General features: G+C 73.7%; 19 protein-coding genes. 12 read left to right on the top strand and 7 right to left on the bottom strand.

What is annotated here, in order from left to right:
• Positions 1-5: 5 nt before the first annotated feature.
• The gene (locus NLX85_RS06480; RefSeq protein ID WP_254332246.1) at positions 6-1,307 is read left to right on the top strand and encodes an MFS transporter; all 1,302 of its coding nucleotides are present in this window, start codon (positions 6-8) and stop codon (positions 1,305-1,307) included.
• Positions 1,308-1,371: 64 nt separating this feature from the next.
• Here NLX85_RS06480 and tnpA read toward each other — a convergent pair whose 3' ends face one another.
• Positions 1,372-1,788, bottom strand: a complete 417-nt coding sequence (gene tnpA, locus NLX85_RS06475) for an IS200/IS605 family transposase (protein ID WP_254332244.1) — start codon at positions 1,786-1,788, stop codon at positions 1,372-1,374.
• Between the two features lie 23 nt (positions 1,789-1,811).
• On the opposite strand from tnpA, the gene NLX85_RS06470 reads away from it, so the two are divergent.
• Positions 1,812-3,044, top strand: coding sequence for a transposase (locus tag NLX85_RS06470; RefSeq protein ID WP_254332231.1), 1,233 nt, complete (start codon positions 1,812-1,814; stop codon positions 3,042-3,044).
• 30 nt (positions 3,045-3,074) lie between these two features.
• Here the strand turns inward: NLX85_RS06470 and NLX85_RS06465 are convergent, their stop codons facing one another.
• Genes NLX85_RS06465 through NLX85_RS06455 form a run of 3 tightly spaced genes read right to left on the bottom strand, consistent with a single transcriptional unit; the run spans position 3,075 to position 4,648 of the window.
• Positions 3,075-3,794: an RICIN domain-containing protein gene (locus tag NLX85_RS06465; protein ID WP_254332228.1), complete on the bottom strand. Its 720-nt coding sequence runs from the start codon at positions 3,792-3,794 to the stop codon at positions 3,075-3,077.
• A 57-nt stretch (positions 3,795-3,851) separates the two neighbouring features.
• Positions 3,852-4,136 carry a DUF427 domain-containing protein gene (locus NLX85_RS06460; RefSeq protein WP_254332226.1) on the bottom strand — a complete coding sequence of 95 codons (285 nt, stop codon included), beginning with the start codon at positions 4,134-4,136 and terminating at the stop codon, positions 3,852-3,854.
• Positions 4,137-4,177: 41 nt separating this feature from the next.
• Positions 4,178-4,648 carry an aminoacyl-tRNA deacylase gene (locus tag NLX85_RS06455; protein ID WP_254332225.1) on the bottom strand — a complete coding sequence of 157 codons (471 nt, stop codon included), beginning with the start codon at positions 4,646-4,648 and terminating at the stop codon, positions 4,178-4,180.
• Positions 4,649-4,741: 93 nt separating this feature from the next.
• Here NLX85_RS06455 and NLX85_RS06450 point away from each other — a divergent pair, with 93 nt between their 5' ends.
• The 6 genes from NLX85_RS06450 to NLX85_RS06425 all read left to right on the top strand — a co-directional run bounded on the left by NLX85_RS06450 (position 4,742) and on the right by NLX85_RS06425 (position 10,540).
• Entirely contained in the window at positions 4,742-6,127 is a 1,386-nt protein-coding gene (locus tag NLX85_RS06450) for an FAD-binding oxidoreductase (RefSeq protein WP_254332223.1), read from the top strand.
• Complete coding sequence (locus tag NLX85_RS06445) at positions 6,124-7,467, top strand: class I SAM-dependent methyltransferase (RefSeq protein ID WP_254332221.1); 1,344 nt, start codon at positions 6,124-6,126, stop codon at positions 7,465-7,467. The genes NLX85_RS06450 and NLX85_RS06445 overlap by 4 nt, the downstream gene beginning before the upstream one ends.
• A gap of 124 nt (positions 7,468-7,591) precedes the next feature.
• Entirely contained in the window at positions 7,592-8,113 is a 522-nt protein-coding gene (locus NLX85_RS06440; protein WP_254332219.1) for a SigE family RNA polymerase sigma factor, read from the top strand.
• Entirely contained in the window at positions 8,110-9,051 is a 942-nt protein-coding gene (locus NLX85_RS06435) for a hypothetical protein (RefSeq protein WP_254332217.1), read from the top strand. Before NLX85_RS06440 ends, NLX85_RS06435 begins: the two co-directional genes overlap by 4 nt.
• Positions 9,052-9,135: 84 nt before the next feature.
• Entirely contained in the window at positions 9,136-9,696 is a 561-nt protein-coding gene (locus tag NLX85_RS06430; protein WP_254332216.1) for a helix-turn-helix domain-containing protein, read from the top strand.
• Complete coding sequence (locus NLX85_RS06425) at positions 9,689-10,540, top strand: SRPBCC family protein (RefSeq protein WP_254332213.1); 852 nt, start codon at positions 9,689-9,691, stop codon at positions 10,538-10,540. Before NLX85_RS06430 ends, NLX85_RS06425 begins: the two co-directional genes overlap by 8 nt.
• A gap of 60 nt (positions 10,541-10,600) precedes the next feature.
• Here the strand turns inward: NLX85_RS06425 and NLX85_RS06420 are convergent, their stop codons facing one another.
• A complete protein-coding gene (locus NLX85_RS06420) occupies positions 10,601-11,803 on the bottom strand; it encodes an RNA polymerase sigma factor (protein WP_254332211.1) in 1,203 nt (400 codons plus the stop codon).
• Between the two features lie 5 nt (positions 11,804-11,808).
• On the bottom strand, positions 11,809-12,138 hold the full coding sequence (locus NLX85_RS06415; RefSeq protein WP_107077788.1) for a YciI family protein: 330 nt from the start codon (positions 12,136-12,138) through the stop codon (positions 11,809-11,811).
• A gap of 119 nt (positions 12,139-12,257) precedes the next feature.
• On the opposite strand from NLX85_RS06415, the gene NLX85_RS06410 reads away from it, so the two are divergent.
• The 3 genes from NLX85_RS06410 to NLX85_RS06400 all read left to right on the top strand — a co-directional run bounded on the left by NLX85_RS06410 (position 12,258) and on the right by NLX85_RS06400 (position 15,348).
• Positions 12,258-12,491, top strand: coding sequence for a zinc-ribbon domain-containing protein (locus tag NLX85_RS06410; RefSeq protein ID WP_189194225.1), 234 nt, complete (start codon positions 12,258-12,260; stop codon positions 12,489-12,491).
• Positions 12,492-12,731: 240 nt separating this feature from the next.
• The gene (locus tag NLX85_RS06405) at positions 12,732-13,811 is read left to right on the top strand and encodes a hypothetical protein (protein ID WP_254332209.1); all 1,080 of its coding nucleotides are present in this window, start codon (positions 12,732-12,734) and stop codon (positions 13,809-13,811) included.
• Between the two features lie 31 nt (positions 13,812-13,842).
• Complete coding sequence (locus NLX85_RS06400) at positions 13,843-15,348, top strand: hypothetical protein (RefSeq protein ID WP_254332201.1); 1,506 nt, start codon at positions 13,843-13,845, stop codon at positions 15,346-15,348.
• 10 nt (positions 15,349-15,358) lie between these two features.
• On the opposite strand, the gene NLX85_RS06395 is transcribed toward NLX85_RS06400, so the two are convergent.
• The gene (locus NLX85_RS06395; RefSeq protein WP_254332199.1) at positions 15,359-16,312 is read right to left on the bottom strand and encodes a S41 family peptidase; all 954 of its coding nucleotides are present in this window, start codon (positions 16,310-16,312) and stop codon (positions 15,359-15,361) included.
• A 56-nt stretch (positions 16,313-16,368) separates the two neighbouring features.
• Here NLX85_RS06395 and NLX85_RS06390 point away from each other — a divergent pair, with 56 nt between their 5' ends.
• A complete protein-coding gene (locus tag NLX85_RS06390) occupies positions 16,369-16,887 on the top strand; it encodes a transcriptional regulator (RefSeq protein ID WP_254332197.1) in 519 nt (172 codons plus the stop codon).
• The last annotated feature ends 35 nt before the right edge of the window (positions 16,888-16,922 follow it).

Raw genomic sequence — 16,922 nt, 5'->3', positions numbered from 1 at the left:
GGAGCGTGACCCGACACCGTCTGCATCCGGCCTGGTTCGTGGCCGGCGTCTCGTTCGTCGCCCTGGTCGGCGCCGCCGGCTTCCGCGCCACCCCCGGCGTGCTGCTGCATCCGCTGCACGCCGAGTTCGGCTGGCCCCTGGCGACCATCTCCGCCGCCGTCTCGGTCAACCTCATGCTCTACGGGCTCACCGCCCCGTTCGCCGCCGCGCTGATGGACCGGTTCGGCATCCGCCGGGTGGTCGCCGGCGCGCTGGTGCTGGTCGCCCTGGGCAGCGCGCTGACCGTGGGGATGACCGCGAGCTGGCAGTTGATTCTCTGCTGGGGCGTGCTGGTCGGGCTGGGCACCGGCTCGATGGCGCTGGCCTTCGTGGCGACGGTCACCGGGCGCTGGTTCGTCCGGCGCCGGGGCCTGGTCACCGGTGTGCTCACCGCCGGCGGGGCCGCCGGCCAGTTGGTCTTCCTCCCGCTGGTCGCCGTGCTGGTGCGCGACCACGGCTGGCGGGTGGCGGCGCTGGTCGTGGCCGGGGCCGCACTGGCCGTCGTACCCCTGGTGGTGTGGCTGCTCCGCGAGCACCCGGCGGATCTCGACCTGCCCGCCTACGGCGCGACCGAGGTGGTGCCCCCGGCGCCGCCGGCCGGCGGTGCGGCGGCCCGGGCGGTCGGCGCGCTCGCCGCCGCCGCGCGGACCCGGCCGTTCTGGCTGCTCGCTGGTGGCTTCGCGATCTGCGGCGCGACCACCAACGGTCTGGTCGGCACCCACTTCGTGCCGGCCGCCCACGATCACGGCATGGCCGAGACCACCGCGGCTGGGCTGCTCGCCCTGGTCGGGCTCTTCGACATCGTCGGCACGATCGCCTCCGGCTGGCTCACCGACCGGGTGGACAGCCGGCTGCTGCTCGGCGCCTATTACGCGCTGCGCGGCGCGTCGCTGCTGGTGCTGCCGAGCCTCTTCGCGGGTTCCGCGCGGCCGAGCATGCTGGTCTTCATCGTCTTCTACGGCCTGGACTGGGTGGCCACCGTGCCGCCCACCGTGGCGCTGTGCCGGGAGTGGTTCGGCGCGTCCGGCGCGGTGGTCTTCGGCTGGGTGTTCGCCGCCCACCAGGTCGGCGCGGCACTCGCCGCGACCGGGGCCGGCCTGGTCCGCGACCGGCTCGGCGACTACGCGGCGGCCTGGTACGTGGCCGGCGCCCTGTCGATCGGCGCGGCCGGGCTCTCCCTGCTGCTGCGCCGCCGTGGCGACGAGCCGGCGTTCGCGCTGCCGGTCGCGGTCGGCCGCCGGGCCTGGAGCTACCGAGACGCGGGCTAGTACTCCGCCCTTCAGGGCGGGTGTGAAGGCCCGCGTGGGAGGGCTGGCTAGGCCCGAGTGTGCTCTAACCTGGCCGGTTCTGCTGTTCGATGTACTGCTGTAGAGCGGTTAGGGGTGGGCCGCCGACTGTCCCGGCGAAGTAGGAGGCGGACCACAGTTTATTGGCCTGATAGTAGTGGCCTGCCAGGTCGGGGAATTCCTGCCGCATCCGCCGGGAGGACACGCCCTTGAGGCTGTTCACGAGCTTCGACAGGGTGACCTTGGGTGGGAAGTTGACCAGCAGGTGCACGTGTTCGCCGTCGCCGTTGAACTCGGTCAGCTCGCATTCGAAGTCGGCGCACACCGCCTGCATGACCTCTTCCAGCCGGGCCAGGTGCCGGTCGGCGAATACCTTGTGCCGGTACTTCGTCACGAAGACCAAGTGGGCATGTAGGACGAAGGTGCAATGTCTACCGGTGCGTACGTCCGGAAGTTCGGCCATAGACCAATGTTAGACTGTCTAATGTGCAGCTCCGTTACCACTACCGCGTCTACCCGACGTCTGGCCAGCGGGAAGCGCTGGCGCGGGCGTTCGGGTGCGCGCGGGTGGTGTTCAACGACGGGCTGCGCGCGCGTCAGACGGCCCACGAGGCGGGTGAGCCGTACCTGTCGGACGGCGACTTGTCCAAGCGGGTCATCACGGAGGCCAAGCGCACTCCCGAGCGGGCGTGGCTGGGCGAGGTGTCGTCGGTGGTGCTCCAGCAGGCCCTCGCGGATCTGAACGTGGCGTACCGCAACTTTTTCGCCTCACTGTCGGGCGAGCGCAAGGGCTGCAAGGTCGCGCCGCCGCGGTTCCGGTCGCGCAAGGACCACCGGCAGGCCATCCGATTTACTCGCAACGCCCGATTCAAGGTGCTGGACAACGGTCGGCTGCGCCTGCCGAAGATAGGCGACCTGGCGGTGCGCTGGTCGCGGACCCTGCCGGCGGACCCCAGCTCGGTGACGGTGATCAAGGACGCGGCCGGCCGGTACTTCGCCTCGTTCGTCGTCCAGACCAGCGATGAGCCGCTGCCGCCGGCCGAGTCCGAGGTGGGTATCGACCTGGGGCTGACCCACTTCGCGGTCATGTCCGACGGCACGAAGATCACCGCGCCGAAGTTCCTGCGCCGGGCCGCCCGTAAGCTGCGCCGGTTGCAGCAGGACCTGTCCCGCAAAAAGCGGGGCAGCAACAACCGCGCCAAGGCCGTCGTCAAGGTGGCCCGGGCGCATGCCCGGGTGGCCGACACCCGGCGGGACTGGCAGCACAAGCTCTCGACACAGGTCATCCGCGACAGCCAAGCGGTGTACGTCGAGGACCTGTGCGTCGTCGGTCTCGGCCGGACCCGGCTGGCCAAGTCTGTGCACGACGCCGGCTGGGCGTCCTTCGTCGGCATGTTGGAGTACAAGGCCGCCCGATACGGGCGCACCTTCGCCCGGGTGGATCGATTCTTCCCGTCCACCCGCCGGTGCTCGGAGTGTGGGCGCATCAACGACAAGCTGCCGCTCACCGTCCGGTCGTGGGAGTGCTCATGCGGAGCAGCCCACGACCGGGATGTGAACGCCGCCATCAACGTGTTGGCCGCCGGACGGGCGGACAACTCAAACGACCGTGGAGCGCAGGTAAGACCACCAGCGATGGTGGCGCCGCGCGGTGAAGCGGTAATCCACCCGGACGCCGCGTGTTCCACGCGCAGCGTGGAGGGAATTTCCGTCTTTTAGGGCGGAGAGAGCGTCAACGGGGCTGACCGGTCAGCCGACCGCCCACTGCTGCTCGGGGGCGCCGTTGCAGGGGGCCTGTTCGAGCCGGCTCCCGGCCTCGGTGCCGGCGTCGTCGACCTGCGCGCACTTGCCGCTGTGCACGGCGACCAGCAGCACCGGGCCGGACCCGGTCGGGTTGAGCTTCCACTGCTGGTTGGCCTGGCCGTTGCAGGACCACTGCACCAGGTCCGTGCCGTCGTCGGTGCGCTGCTCGAACACGTCCAGGCACTTGCCGCTGGCGGCGTTGACCAGGACGTAGGTGTCGGCGGCCACCGGGGTGACCACCCACTGCTGTTCCGGCCCACCGGTGCAGTCGGCCAGCGCGGCTTTCGCGCCCTCCGGGTCCTCGCCGGTCACCCCGAGGCAGAGCCCGGAGGGCACCCCGCGGAGCACCCTCGGCGTGGCCGCGGGGGCCGCCGGCGTGGTCGGGGCGGCGCTCGGCGAGGGCGCGGCCGTGGTGGGAGCGGGCTCCGTCGTGGCCGGGGCCGCACTCGACTCGCTCGCCGCCGGGGTCGGCACGGCCGCCGCCGGCACCACCGGCTGGTCGCCGCCGCCGCCGAGCACGCCGGTGGCGAAGAACACCCCCAGGAGTACGCCCACCAGGGCGACGCCCAGCGCGATCCGCATCAGCGGGTCCTGCGGCAGCCCGCGGCGGGCCGGGCGGCGGCCGCCGTAGACGGTGCCGGACGGGTCGGTGCGCGGGTCGGCCATGGGGGCATCCTGACCCACGGGGGCCGTCGAGAGCCAGTCGCCCCGGCGGCGGGTGCGTCAGTCGACGACCCGGACGTCCTTCCAGAACGCCACCCGGTCGCGCACCATCTCCGCCTCCGGCTTGGGGTCGGGGTAGTACCAGACGGCGTCCGGGCTGGTGGTGCCCGCGTGTTCGAGGGTGTAGTAGGAGGCGGTGCCCTTCCACGGGCAGACCGTGTGGGTGTCGGAGTCCCGGATCAGGTCGTCACGCAGGGCCGTACGGGGGAAGTAGTGGTTGCCCTCGACCAGCACGGTGTCGTCGCTCTCCGCGATGACCAGGTCGTTCCAGACGGCTTTCGGCATGGCTCCCACGCTATGCCGGCAACCGGGCGGCGGCCACCCGCTCAGCGGGCTGGCTCCGGGTCGGTGACGTCGGCGACGGTGGCGTCGAGCGCGGCGAGGGCGGCGTCGGCGTCGACCGCGACGGCCACCCCGTGCTCGCCCGCGCCGAGGGTGATCTCCCGGCCGCGCAGCCGCTCGTCGGCGACCACCGGCCAGGCGGTGCTGGCGCCGAACGGGGTGATGGTGCCGCGCTCGTAGCCGGTGGCCGCCCGGGCCGCCGCCGCGTCCGGCATGGACATCCGGCTCACCCCGAGCAGTTGGCGCAGCTTCGGCCAGGAGACGACCCGGTCGCCGGGGGTGAGCACGAACAGGTGGTCGTCCTCGCCGCGGCGGACCACGATCGTCTTGACCACGTCGGGGACCGCGACGCCGCGCGCCGCCGCCGCCTCGGCGAGGCTGCGCACCGGGCCGTGCCGGATCACCCGGTAGGGCAGGCCGGCGGCGTCCAGGGCGGTGAGCGCGGGGGAGGACATGCCCGCCACGGTAACCCGCGGGTTTCCGGGCGGCCGCGAAAAGGCCACCGTGGACATCCCACGAATTGTCGTACCCAGGCGTAAGGTGATCTCATGCACGCTGTCCGTGATCATGAGCGGGCGGTGGACGCGCTGCGGCGCTCGTACGCCGCGGTGCCCGCCGGGGAACCCGTACGGCTGGCCAAGCAGACCTCCAACCTGTTCCGGCCCCGGTCCGCGCCGCGCACCCCCGGCCTGGACGTGAGCGGCCTGACCGGGGTGCTCTCCGTCGACCCGGACGCCCGGACCGCCGACGTGCAGGGCATGTGCACCTACGAGGACCTGGTCGACGCGACCCTGCCGCACCACCTGATGCCGCTGGTCGTGCCGCAGCTGCGCACGATCACGCTGGGCGGCGCGGTGACCGGGCTGGGCATCGAGTCCACCTCGTTCCGCAATGGCCTGCCGCACGAGTCGGTGACCGAGCTGGACATCCTCACCGGGGCCGGCGAGATCCTCACCGCCCGGCCGGTGGGCGAGCACGCCGACCTCTTCCGGGCCTTCCCCAACTCGCTCGGCAGCCTCGGCTACGCGACCCGGCTGCGCATCGAGCTGCAACCGGTCCGCCGCTACGTGGCGCTGCGCAACATCCGGTTCAGCCGGCTGGAGGAGCTGACCGACGCGATCGCCGACGTGGTCGCCAAGGGCTCCTGGGAGGGCGAGCCGGTCGACGCGATGGACGGGGTGATGTTCAGCCCCGGCGAGGCGTACCTGGTGCTGGGCACGTTCACCGACGAGGCCGACGGCCGGCCCAGCGACTACACCGGCCAGGACATCTACTACCGCTCGCTGCGCCGGCGCACCCGGGACGTGCTCACCACCTACGACTACCTGTGGCGCTGGGACACCGACTGGTTCTGGTGCTCCGCGGCGTTCGGGGTGCAGCACCCGGTGGTCCGCCGGCTCTGGCCGCAGCGCTACCGGCGCAGCGACTTCTACCACCGGCTGGTCCGGCTGGAGCACCGGCACCAGGTGGCCGCCCGGATCGACCGCTGGCGGGGCCGGCCGGCCCGGGAGCGGGTGGTGCAGGACGTGGAGATCCCGCTCGCCGGGACCGCCGACTTCCTGCGCTGGTTCGCCCGGGAGGTGCGGATGGACCCGGTGTGGCTCTGCCCGCTGCGGCTGCGGGAGCCGGCCGGCCCGGGATCCGCCCGGGCCTGGCCGCTGTATCCCCTCCAGCCGGGCGAAACCTATGTGAACATCGGTTTCTGGGGGAGCGTGCCGATCGCCGAGGGCGCCGCCGACGGCGACGTCAACCGGGAGATCGAGCGCGCGGTGTCGGACGCGGGCGGGCACAAGTCGCTCTACTCCGACGCGTACTACGACCGGGCGGCGTTCGACCGGCTCTACGGCGGGGCGACCTGGCGCGCCGTGAAGGAACGCTACGACCCGGACCACCGGCTCACCGGACTGTACGAGAAGGCGGTAGCGAGAGCATGAGTCTGACCGACCGAACTCCCGGGGCGGCGAGTGCCCCGGCCGGCCCGCCGGCGGGGGGCCGGCGTGGCGGACCGACCGTGGCGGACGTGATCCGCGCGGTCACCACGGGCGACCTGCCCGTGCGCATCACCGGATACGACGGCAGCGCGGTCGGCCCGGCCGACGCCGGGATCACCCTGACGATCCGCTCCGAACGCGGGCTGTCCTATCTGCTCACCGCCCCCGGTGACCTGGGCATGGCCCGGGCCTACGTGAGCGGCGACCTCGGGCTGGAGGGCGTCCACCCGGGCGACCCGTACGAGGCGTTGCGCGTGCTCAAGGACGAGTTGCCGCTGCGGATGCCCGCGGTGGGCGAGGCGTTGACCCTGGTCAAGGGGCTCGGCTGGGAGCGGCTGCTGCCGCCGCCGCCCCCACCGCAGGAGGCCGCGCCGCGCTGGAAGCGGGTGGTCAACGGGCTGCGCCACTCCCGGGCCCGGGACAGCAACGCGATCTCCCACCACTACGACGTCTCGAACGCCTTCTACGAGAAGGTGCTCGGCCCGTCGATGACCTACACCTGCGCGGTCTTCCACAGCCCCACCGACACCCTGGAGGAGGCGCAGCGGGCCAAGTACGACCTGGTCGCCGGCAAGCTGGCGCTGAAGCCGGGAATGCGGCTGCTCGACGTCGGCTGCGGCTGGGGCGGCATGGTCCGGCACGCGGCCCGGGAGTACGGCGTCAAGGCGCTGGGTGTGACCCTGTCGCGGGCGCAGGCCGAGTGGGCGCAGGCGGCGATCGAGCGGGAGGGGCTGGGTGACCTCGCCGAGGTGCGCCACCTCGACTACCGGGACGCGCCGCGCGAGCAGTTCGACGCGATCTCCTCGATCGGGCTGACCGAGCACATCGGGGTGCGCAACTACCCGGCCTACTTCGGGGCGCTGCGCAGCCGGCTCAAGCCCGGCGGCCGGCTGCTCAACCACTGCATCACCCGGGCGGACAACCGCGCCCCGCACCGTTCCGGCGCGTTCATCGACCGGTACGTCTTCCCGGACGGCGAGCTGGCCGGCCCGGGCCGGCTGATCAGCGAGATCCACGACGCCGGGCTGGAGGTGCACCACGAGGAGAACCTGCGCCAGCACTACGCGCTGACCCTGGCCGGCTGGTGCCGCAACCTCGTCGAGCACTGGGACTTCTGCGTCGGCGAGGTCGGCCCGGGCACCGCCCGGGTCTGGGGGCTCTACATGGCCGGCTCCCGGATGGCCTTCGAGCGCAACGGCATCCAGTTGCACCAGGTGGTTGCCACGCACAACGGTCCGCAGGGGGTGAACGGCTACCCGCTGCGTCCCGACTGGACGCCCTGACGATCCTCGTCCCACGAAAGGCCGCGCGGTCAGCGCGGCCTTTCGTCGTCTCGCGATTGGTCGGTTCCGCGAGTCAACCTCCGGGCGGGAGCCGTCGTCCTTGGTGACGACGAAAGGAGAGCCGGTGTGGCGGAAGAAACGCTTCGAAGGGTTGGACGCCCTCGTCGCGGAGCGCGGCGGTGCGCTGCTTGCGACGGCGGTGCTGCTGACCGGTAGCCGGGTCGCCGGGGAGGACCTGGTGCAGGCGGCGCTGGAACGGTTGATGCGGAACTGGCACCGGGTGCACGGCGACCAGGAGGGCTACCTGCGCCGCACGCTGTACCACCTGGCGGTGGACCGCTGGCGGCTGCGACGACGCAGGCCGGAGGTGCTGGCCGACGTGGAACCGCCGGGCCAGCCGGACGGCACCGACGCGCTGCACCTGCGGCAGGCGCTGGTCCAGGCGCTGGGCCTGCTGCCGCCCCGGCAACGGGCCGTGCTGGTGCTCCGCTACTGGGAGCAGTTGAGCGAGGCGGAGGCCGCCGAGGTGCTCGGCTGCTCGGTCGGCACGGTCAAGTCGACCGCCTCCCGGGGGCTGGCTCGTCTTCGCGAACTCACCGCGGACTGGGCGCTGGAAGGCGCGGGCATGAACGGAGCAGGACGATGACAATTGATCTTGAGGAGCAGCTGACGGCCGGGATGCGAGACGAGGTCGCCGGCCTGGCATACACGCGGGATGTGCTGGGGGGTGCCACCCGGCGCCACCGGCGACGCGCCGTCGCGCGCCGCGCCGCGTACGCGGCTGGTGTGGTGGGGGTGGCCGGGGCGCTGACGGCGGCCCTGACCGTCGGCGCCGGGGTTCCCGGCGGCACGAACTCGCCGGGGCCGGTTGCCGAGCGGCCCACGGTGGCGACCGCCGACACGCCGCAGATGCGGCTGGCCGCGGCCGCGGCGGCCAGCGAGAACATCAGTTACCGGGTGAAGGTCACCAACACCAACAAGGACAAGCTCCCGCCATCGGGTGAACTGCCCGAGCCGGTGCTCAAGAGCTGGGTGACGAAGGGTGCGTTCGATCCGGCGACGGCCACCGGCTACCTGGAGAAGGAGACCATCGGAGGGCTCGTTCCGCCCATGTACGTCAGCTTCCCGCACGAGCGCCTGGTCGATGGTGTCAAGTATGTCGGTGCTCCGAACGGCAGCGTGGGAAGCAGGGGCGAGATCGTGTGGACCCGGGAGAAGGGGAAGCAGGACAGCCTCGACTACGACCTTGCGATGGGCGGCAAGCTGGGCGCCTCGGCGGATCCGCGGCAGCTGTTCCGGGTGCTGCGGCAGGCCGGGGCCAAGGTCGGCGAGAACCCCGGCGGCGGCTACCACTTCGAGGTCACGTTGCATGACACCGCCCTCGGGGTCGCCGACGACAAGCTCGTCGGCGACGTGACGATCGGCGCGGACAAGCGGATCAAGACGGTGGCCTACGACCGTGTGGCGCGGTGGCAGCTCAAGGGCGACTTCACTTATCACCTGCATGTGCTGGTGGAGTTCTCGGACTACGGCCTTCCGGTGACGGTCGAGGCGCCGGCGGACGCTCTGGTCATCAACAAGTAGCCGGAACGAGAGGCCGCGCGGATCGCGCGGCCTTTCGCCGAACCCATTGACAAAGAAGTTTTGTACGTACAAACTGATTTTGCCATGAGAGACGTCCTGTACCTGGAAGAGCGCGAGCAGGCCGAAGCCCTGCTCAAGCCGCAGCGGATCGAGGTGCTGCGGCAGCTCGCCGAGCCCCGCACCTGCACCGAGATCGCCGCCCGGCTGGAGCAGACGCCGCAGCGGGTCTACTACCACGTCAAGCAGTTGGTCGCCGCCGGGCTGGCCGAGCAGGTCGCCGAGCGGCGGGTGCGCGGCATCAGCGAGGGCATCTACCAGGCCGCCGCCCGGTCCTACTGGCTCTCGCCCCGGCTGGTCGGCCGGATCGGCGGGGCCCGCCGGGCGCAGGACGAGCTGAGCCTGGGCTACCTGCTCGACCTCATGGAGGAGGTCCAGGCGGACATCGCCGGGCTGGACCGCACCGCCCCCGAGCTGCCGTCGATCGGTGTCTCCGGCGAGATCCGGGTGCCCGCCGAGCGGCGGCAGGAGTTCCTGCACGACCTGCAGTCGACGCTGCGGGACCTGTTCACGCGCTACGGCGGCGCCGAGGGAGACGCCTTCAAGCTCGCCGTGGCCTGCTACCCGAAGGGCGACAACCATGAGTGACCTGCTGACCGTCCGGGCCCGCCTCGCCGCGCCGGCCGAGGCCGTGCGCCGCGCGCTGACCGACCCGGCCGAGCTGCGCGTCTGGCTGGCCGAGCACGCCGAGGTCGAGCTGCCCCGGCGCTACGAGTTCTGGGGCCGCCACACACCGGAGGGCGACGCGCCGCACCAGCGGCTGCTGCACGCCGACGAGCGGACGCTCCGGTTCGCCTGGACGCTCGACGGGGTGGAGACCACCACCGAGTTCGAGCTGACGCCGGAGGGCGACAACACCGTGCTCACCCTGCGGCAGAGCCACTTCAACTTCGCCGAGGCGATGGACGGCAGCAGCATCCGCGGTGTCCTGCAGACCTTCTGGGCGCTGGCCATCGCCAACCTCAACGCGCACCTGGAGGGTCGCCCGCTGCTGCCGCGCACCGACTTCACCTCCGCCGACCTGCGCGGCGAGCTGCTGATCGACGCCCCGACGGACAAGGTGTGGACCTCGCTGACCGACTCGGAGCAGGCCAGCGCCTGGTTCGGGTACCCGATCGGCATCGAGCCCTGGGTCGGTGGCCGCTACGCCATGGGCGGCTTCGACGCCGGCTACGCGGCCAAGGTGGTCGACCTCACGCCGGGCCGCGCGCTCTCGGTCGACTGGGGGCCGACCGGCGTCAGCAACTGGGAGCTGGCCGAGTCCGGCGGCCGGACGAAGCTGACCTTCGTGCAGTCCGGCTTCGACGAGGGCAACCCCCCGTACGCGGCCTGGACCGGGAGCGTGGCCGGGCTCGCCGAGCTGCGCCGCTTCCACGAGGTGGCCGACTGGCAGCCGATCTGGCTCGACGTGGAGATGCCCAGCAACGCCTGACCCGTAAGGAAAGGCCCCTTCTTAACGCCTCAAGCATAGGAAGGGGCCCTTCCCAACACCTCAGGGCGACAGCTCGGCGGCCCGACGGAGCAGGGCCCGCCGTTCGGGATCGGAGCGGACCGCGTCGGCGGCGGCCCGGAACAGCGCGGCGGCGCGTACCGGGTCGCCGAGGCGGGCGGTCAACTCGGCCTCGGCGGCCACCGCCGGCGGGTAGCCCTCCAGCGCCCCGCCGGCCCGCACCTCGGCGAGCAGCGCCAGACCGGCGGCGGGGCCGTACGCGTACCCGTGGGCCACCGCCCGGTTCAGCCCGACCACCGGGGTCGGCTGGAGCCGGGCCAGCGCGTCGTAGCAGCCGGCGATGGCCGGCCAGTCCGTCTCGGCGGCGGTCGGGGCGGTGGCGTGCGCGGCGGCGATCCGGGCCTGGAGGGCGTACGGGCCGTCGCCGGCACGCTCCAGCAGCGCGACGCCCTCGGCGATGGCGGACCGGTCCCACCGGGCGCGGTCCTGCTGGTCGAGGGTGAGCAGGTCGCCGGCCGGGTCGCGGCGGGCCGCCCGGCGGGAGTGGTGCAGCAGGAACAGGGCGAGCAGCCCGGCCACCTCGGGCTGGTCCGGCAGGAGCGTGTGCAGCAGCCGGGCCAGCCGGATCGCCTCGGCGGCGAACGCCGGCTCGCCGTCGGCGTCGTACCCCCGGGTGAAGAGCAGGTAGAGCACGGCCAGCACGCCCGGCAGGCGCTCGACCAGCGCGGGCCCGGTCGGCACCCGGTACGGGACGCCGGCCGCGGCGATCCGGGCCTTGGCGCGGGTGAGCCGGCGGGTCATGGTCGACTCGGTGACCAGGAAGGCGCGGGCGATGTCGGCGGTCGGCACCCCGGCCACCGTGCGCAGGGTCAGCGCCACCCGGGCCTCCAACGCCAGCGCCGGGTGGCAGCAGGTGAAGATGAGCCGGAGCCGGTCGTCCACCACGTCTCCCTCCGGTGGCGCGGGCGCGGGATCGGTGAGCAGCGCCAGATCCCGCAGCTTGCGGCGTTCCACGCTGGCCCGGCGCAGCACGTCCACGGCCCGGTTGCGGGCGGCGGTCATCAGCCACCCGCCGGGGTTGTCCGGCACGCCGGTGCGGGGCCAGCGCTCCAGCGCCGCCGCCAGCGCCTCCTGGGCGCAGTCCTCGGCGAGGGTCCAGTCGCCGGTGACGCGGATCAGGGCGGCCACGATCCGCGGGTACGCCTCGGCGCCCGCGTCGGCGACCGCCCCGGCCGCGTCGGTCATCCGGATCAGTCCTCCACCAGCGGGCGCAGCTCGATGCGCCCGGCGTACGCCATCGGGTGGGCGCGGGCCACCTCGACCGCCTCGTCCAGGTCGGCGCACTCCAGCAGGTCGAAGCCCACGATCACCTCCTTGGTCTCGGCGAACGGGCCGTCGGTGAGCAGCAGTTCGCCGTCGCGGACCCGGACGGTGGTGGCGGCCGACGGGGGTGCGAACCGGCTGCCGGTGAGCCGCTGGCCGTTGGCGTCCCGCTCGGCCACCCACTTCTCGATGTCGGGCGCCGCGCCCGGGTCGCGGTCGGGCTCGGTGTCGGTGCAGACGAGCATCATGTACTTCATCGCTTCACTCCTGTCGGTCGTGCTTCCATCCACCCTGACGATCGGGGACCGCGCATCCGGACAGCCGAGAGAAAAATATCGGTGGTGATTTCCGGGGCCCGGCGGGGTAATGCCGGGCGATGTTCTTCATCTTCGGGCTCCGGACCAAGGTCGACCGGTCCGGCGTGGTCACCCAGGTCTGCCGCAACTGCGGCAACCAGGCCGCCCAGGTCATCACCCGGCGGGCCACGAAATTCACCCTCTTCTTCATCCCGCTGATCCCGGTGCGCACCCGGTACGCGCAGCAGTGCACGTTCTGCGGCGCGCAGTACGAGATCTCCCGGGCCGAGGCCGAGCGCCTCCCGGTCGGCTGACCGTGGCGCGCTTCCTCTGCTGGCTGATCGGCCGCCAGCCGGTCACCCCGCCGGCCGCGCCGGTGCACACCGTCTCCCGGCCGCCGTGCACGCCCGGCCGCCGGCGCCGCCGTCGCAGCCGGCCCACGGCCGGCGCCCAGTCACCCCGCTCACCCTGGAACCGGTCGGCCGGCCGCTGACCCCGACCGGGCGGGCGCGGCAGCGGCCGTAGCGGCGCGCAGCGCCTATCCTGGGCGGATCATGACGGAGACCGCGCAGCGCCTGGCCGAGATCCGGGGTGGCGTGCCGCCCCGGCGGCACAACGCCCGCACCATCGCCGCGCTGACCGGCAACCCCGGCTGCACCCGCCGGGCCGTGCTGGACAGCGCCGGGGTCGACAAGCCGAAGCTGGCCGAGCGGATCGGCTTCCCGGCCCGGTTCGGCCAGTCCCGCTTCGCCATCACCCGGGGCAACGCGTTCGAGGCCCAGGTGAAGGCCGACGGCGGGGCGGAACTGCTGCGCCTGGTCGCCGAGCGGCTGGGCGTACCGGTGCCGGAGCACGCCACCTGGACCGACCTGGGCGGCGACGAGGACCGGCCGGAGCGGTCCCGCGCCGCACTGACGGCGTCCGGGGACGGGGCGGCGCTCTTCGACCACCCGCTGCTCGGCCTGGACGTCGCCGGCCGCCGGGTGAACCTCGAACCGGACCTGGTGGCCGCCCGGCTCGCCGGCCGCTTCCACGTCGTGGAGATCAAGTCCTTCCCGATCATCGACGGCCAGGCCGACCCGGCCAAGGTCGCCGCCGCGGCCATCCAGTCCGCCGTCTACGTGCTGGCGCTGCGCGAGTTGCTCGCCGCCGAGGGGCGGGACCCGGACCTCGTCTCGCACGAGGTGGTGCTGGTCTGCCCGCGCGACTTCGCCAACCGGCCGGTGGCCAGCCTGCTCGACGTGCGCAAGCAACTGCTGGTGCTGCGCCGCCAGCTCGACCGGATGGCGCGGATCGACGACCTGCTCGCCGCCGTGCCGGCCGGGTTCACCGCCGACCTGACCGCCGACCCGGCCACGCTGGCCGGCGCGCTGCACGGCGTACCGGCCCGTTACGCGCCGGACTGCCTGGCCGCCTGCGAGCTGGCCTACTTCTGCCGGCACGAGGCGCGCGGCCACACCGGCGCGCTGGGCCGGCCGGTCCGCGAGGCGCTGGGCGGCGTCGCCGAGGTGGCCGAGGTGCTGGCGCTCGCCGACGGCGTTCGTGCCCCCGAGCCGGAGCAGGCGGAGGCCGCCGCGCTGCTGCGCGCCGCCGCGCGCCTGCGCGCCGACGCCCTCGCCGGGCACCCCGCGTGAGTACGCCCCGACGCCCCGCCCGGAGGCCCCGGTGAGCACGCTGCGGGCGCTGGCCCAGGCGCAGGCGGTCGCCGCGGGGGTGGCCCAGCCGGTGGCCACCGTCCGGCACCTGCACCTGTCCGAGCGTCCGCTGGTGCTGGTGCCGCTGGCCCTCGCCGGCGAGGCCAACGCCCCGCTCGCGGCCCTGGTCGGGGCCGCGCCCGACGAGGCCCGGCTGCTGGTCGTGGCGCAGCCCCGCAACCGGGACCAGCGCTTCGCGTTCGCGGCCGAGCTGGCCGGGATCGTGCTGCCCTGGCTGGACGAGTTCCGGGACCGCACCGAGGCGGTGCCCGTCGACCGGGGCCGGGACGTCCGGCACCGCTACGTCGACGCCCCGCAGCTGCTCGTGCCGAACCCGGCCGGGATCACCTTCCTGCGGCTGTTCGGCCGCTCCACCCGGTTCCGCCGGCCGGACGGCGAGCACCCGGTGCACCCGTCGGTGCCGCTGCTCGGCCGCTGGCTTACCTTCTTCGCGGAGCGTGCCGAGCACCCCGGCTCGGCGGCGCTCGTGGCCTTGACGGAGGCGCTGACCCTGCACTGGGCGACCGGGCAGAGCGCCGTGGAGGACCTGCACCTGCCGGCCCTGCTCGGCTGGCTCGACCCGCCGCCCGGGCTCAGCGGCGCCGAGGCGGCCGCCCGGGCCGAGGACCCGGCCCACTGCCCGCCGGCCGGCCCGGCCACCGACCCCGACTTCGACAACCACCGGCTCGCGCCCGCCATCGAGGCGTACACCCGCGCCGAGGACGACCCGGTCGCCCGCGCGGCCGCGTACGCGGAGCTGGAACGGCTGCTGCGCGACCAGCTGACGCCCACCTGGAAGCTGATGTGGCGCGGCGTCGGGTTGCTCCGTGCCCTGCCTCCCGGCGCCCGGGTGGCCGGCCGCTGGGACGGCGACAAGGACGCCTTCACGGCGCACGCCGAGCACATCGACGCGGGAGGCGGCCCGCAGCCGCGCCGGGACGGGGCGGTGGCCGCGGCGGTGCGCCTGCACCGGCTGGAACGGGCGCTCACCACCTACGCGGTGCAGCGCGCCTACGACGACCCGCTCGTCATGGCCGAGCACCGGCTGACCGGGGAGGCGTTCGTCGGCGACGTGACCCTGGCCGACCCGAAGCGGGTGGACGACACCGGCAAGCGGCCGGTGCTGCGCCCGCGGATCCAGGTGGTCACCACCGAGCCGGTGCTCGTGCCCGTCGGCGCGACACTGTACTCCCCGGCCCGGCCGGGCCAGAAGGCGAAGGTGGTCTTCGTGACCCCGGCCGCCGACGGCAAGACCGAGGTGGTGCTGGAGCTCTCCGGCGGGATGGGCCGCGGGCTGACCGCCCTGCCGGGCACCGTGCCGGAGGTGGGGGAGCGGCTCTGCCTCACCACCCTGTCGGACGGTTTCCTGCCGGCCGGGACCTTCCCCGCCCCCGAGGAGACCCCCTGGACCCACGGCGGCCCGCCGGCCGCGGCACCCGCCCCCGAGGCCCCGACCCCGGCCGAGGAGTGGTCCTGACGCTTCCGCGTCAGCCGAGGGTGGCCAGGGCCTCGCGGGCCTCGGCCGCCGTCGGCCGCACCGGGTCCGCGGCGAGCAGGCTCTCCAGGGCCTTCCGGTACCCGACGTCGCGCGCCGCCCCGGCGGGCGTCTCGACGTCCGGGGCCACCCCGCAGCCCTCCCAGTTGGTGCCGCTCACCGCGTTGACCGGCCGGGCCACCGGCACAGTCAGCTCCAGGTGCGGGTGCAGCCGGTGCCCGACCCGCGGGTGCGCCCCGCCCCGGGTCCGCTCGCCGACCACGGTGGCCCGGCCGAGCTGCTGCAGGTCGTACGCCAGCTCCTCGCCGCCGGAGAAGGTCTCCGGACCGGTCAGCACGAGCACCGGCTTGTCGGGCGCGTAGCGCGGCACGGGCAGCCAGGCGGCGCTCCAGTACTGGTGGGTGGTCCCCGCCCGCTCGTGCATGGTGTGCAGGTGGGTCGGCTCGGCGAAGAACCAGCCGCAGACCAGGGCCACCATGTCGGGGCTGCCGCCCCGGTTGCCGCGCAGGTCGAGCAGGAGCGCGTCGGTGCCGGCGAGCAGCCGCAGCGCGGCCGTCACGAGGTCGCCGGCCAGGTGCGGCGGGAAGAGGTACGGCGTGATCTCCAGCAGCCCGACGTTGCCGGGCAGCCGTTCGACCCGGGCCACGCCGCCCATGGTGAGCGCGGAGAGCTGGACGAAGTGCTCCTCGGCGGGGTCGCCGGCGCTGTCGGCCAGCGGCGTCTCGTGGTGCTTGAGCCGCAGGTGCAGGTCGCCGTTGGCCGCTTGGAGGTCGGTGGTGACCAGCGCGCCGAGCGCCGCCGCGTCGGCCACCTCCGCGTACGCCCCCGCGCGGAGCCGGTCGCCGAGGTGCGCGGCGATCCGGCCGGCCTCCTCGGGAAAGACGTACTGCTCGGCGACCAGTTTCCCGGCCCGCTCGACGATGTCGGTGATCTCATCCTGATGCATGTCCCGAGTAGAGCAGCCCGGTTGACAAAGCGTCAAGAGAATTGGACGCTTTAGCGGTGAACCACGAGACCGAGCTGGAGGTCCGCACCCCGGCCCATTTCAAGGCGCTTGCCCACCCGTTCCGGCACCGGCTGCTCTTCGCGCTCGGGTCCGGGCCGGCCACCATCAGTCAGCTCGCCACCGGGCTCGGCGCGGCCAAGGGCACCGTCGCCCACCACCTCAAGGTGCTGACCGAGGCCGGCATGGTCCGGATCGCGCACACCCGCCAGGTGCGCGGCGGCACCGAGCAGTACCACGAGCGCGCCTTCCGCCGCCTGGTCGGCGAGACCGGCGACGCCGGCGCCACCACCGCGCTGTTCGGCGCGGTCGCCGAGGAACTGGCCGGCGACCCCGACCCGCTGCTGCACCTGCGCCACCTGCGGCTCACCCCGGCCCAGGCCGAGCGGCTCCGGTCCACCCTGGACGCGCTCGTCGGCGAGGCCGAGGAGGCCGGCCCGGATCAGCCCCGGTACGGCGTCCTGGTCTCCCTCTACCGTCGCGGCGGCCCGGAACCCCTCGGCCCGCCGGGGCGGTGACCGCCGCCGATCGGCTCTGGCGGCGGCACGGGGCG

The sequence above is a fragment of the Micromonospora sp. A3M-1-15 genome, assembly GCF_024213425.1.
GTDB lineage: Bacteria > Actinomycetota > Actinomycetes > Mycobacteriales > Micromonosporaceae > Micromonospora > Micromonospora chersina.
This window is presented reverse-complemented; position numbering and strand designations above follow the sequence as displayed.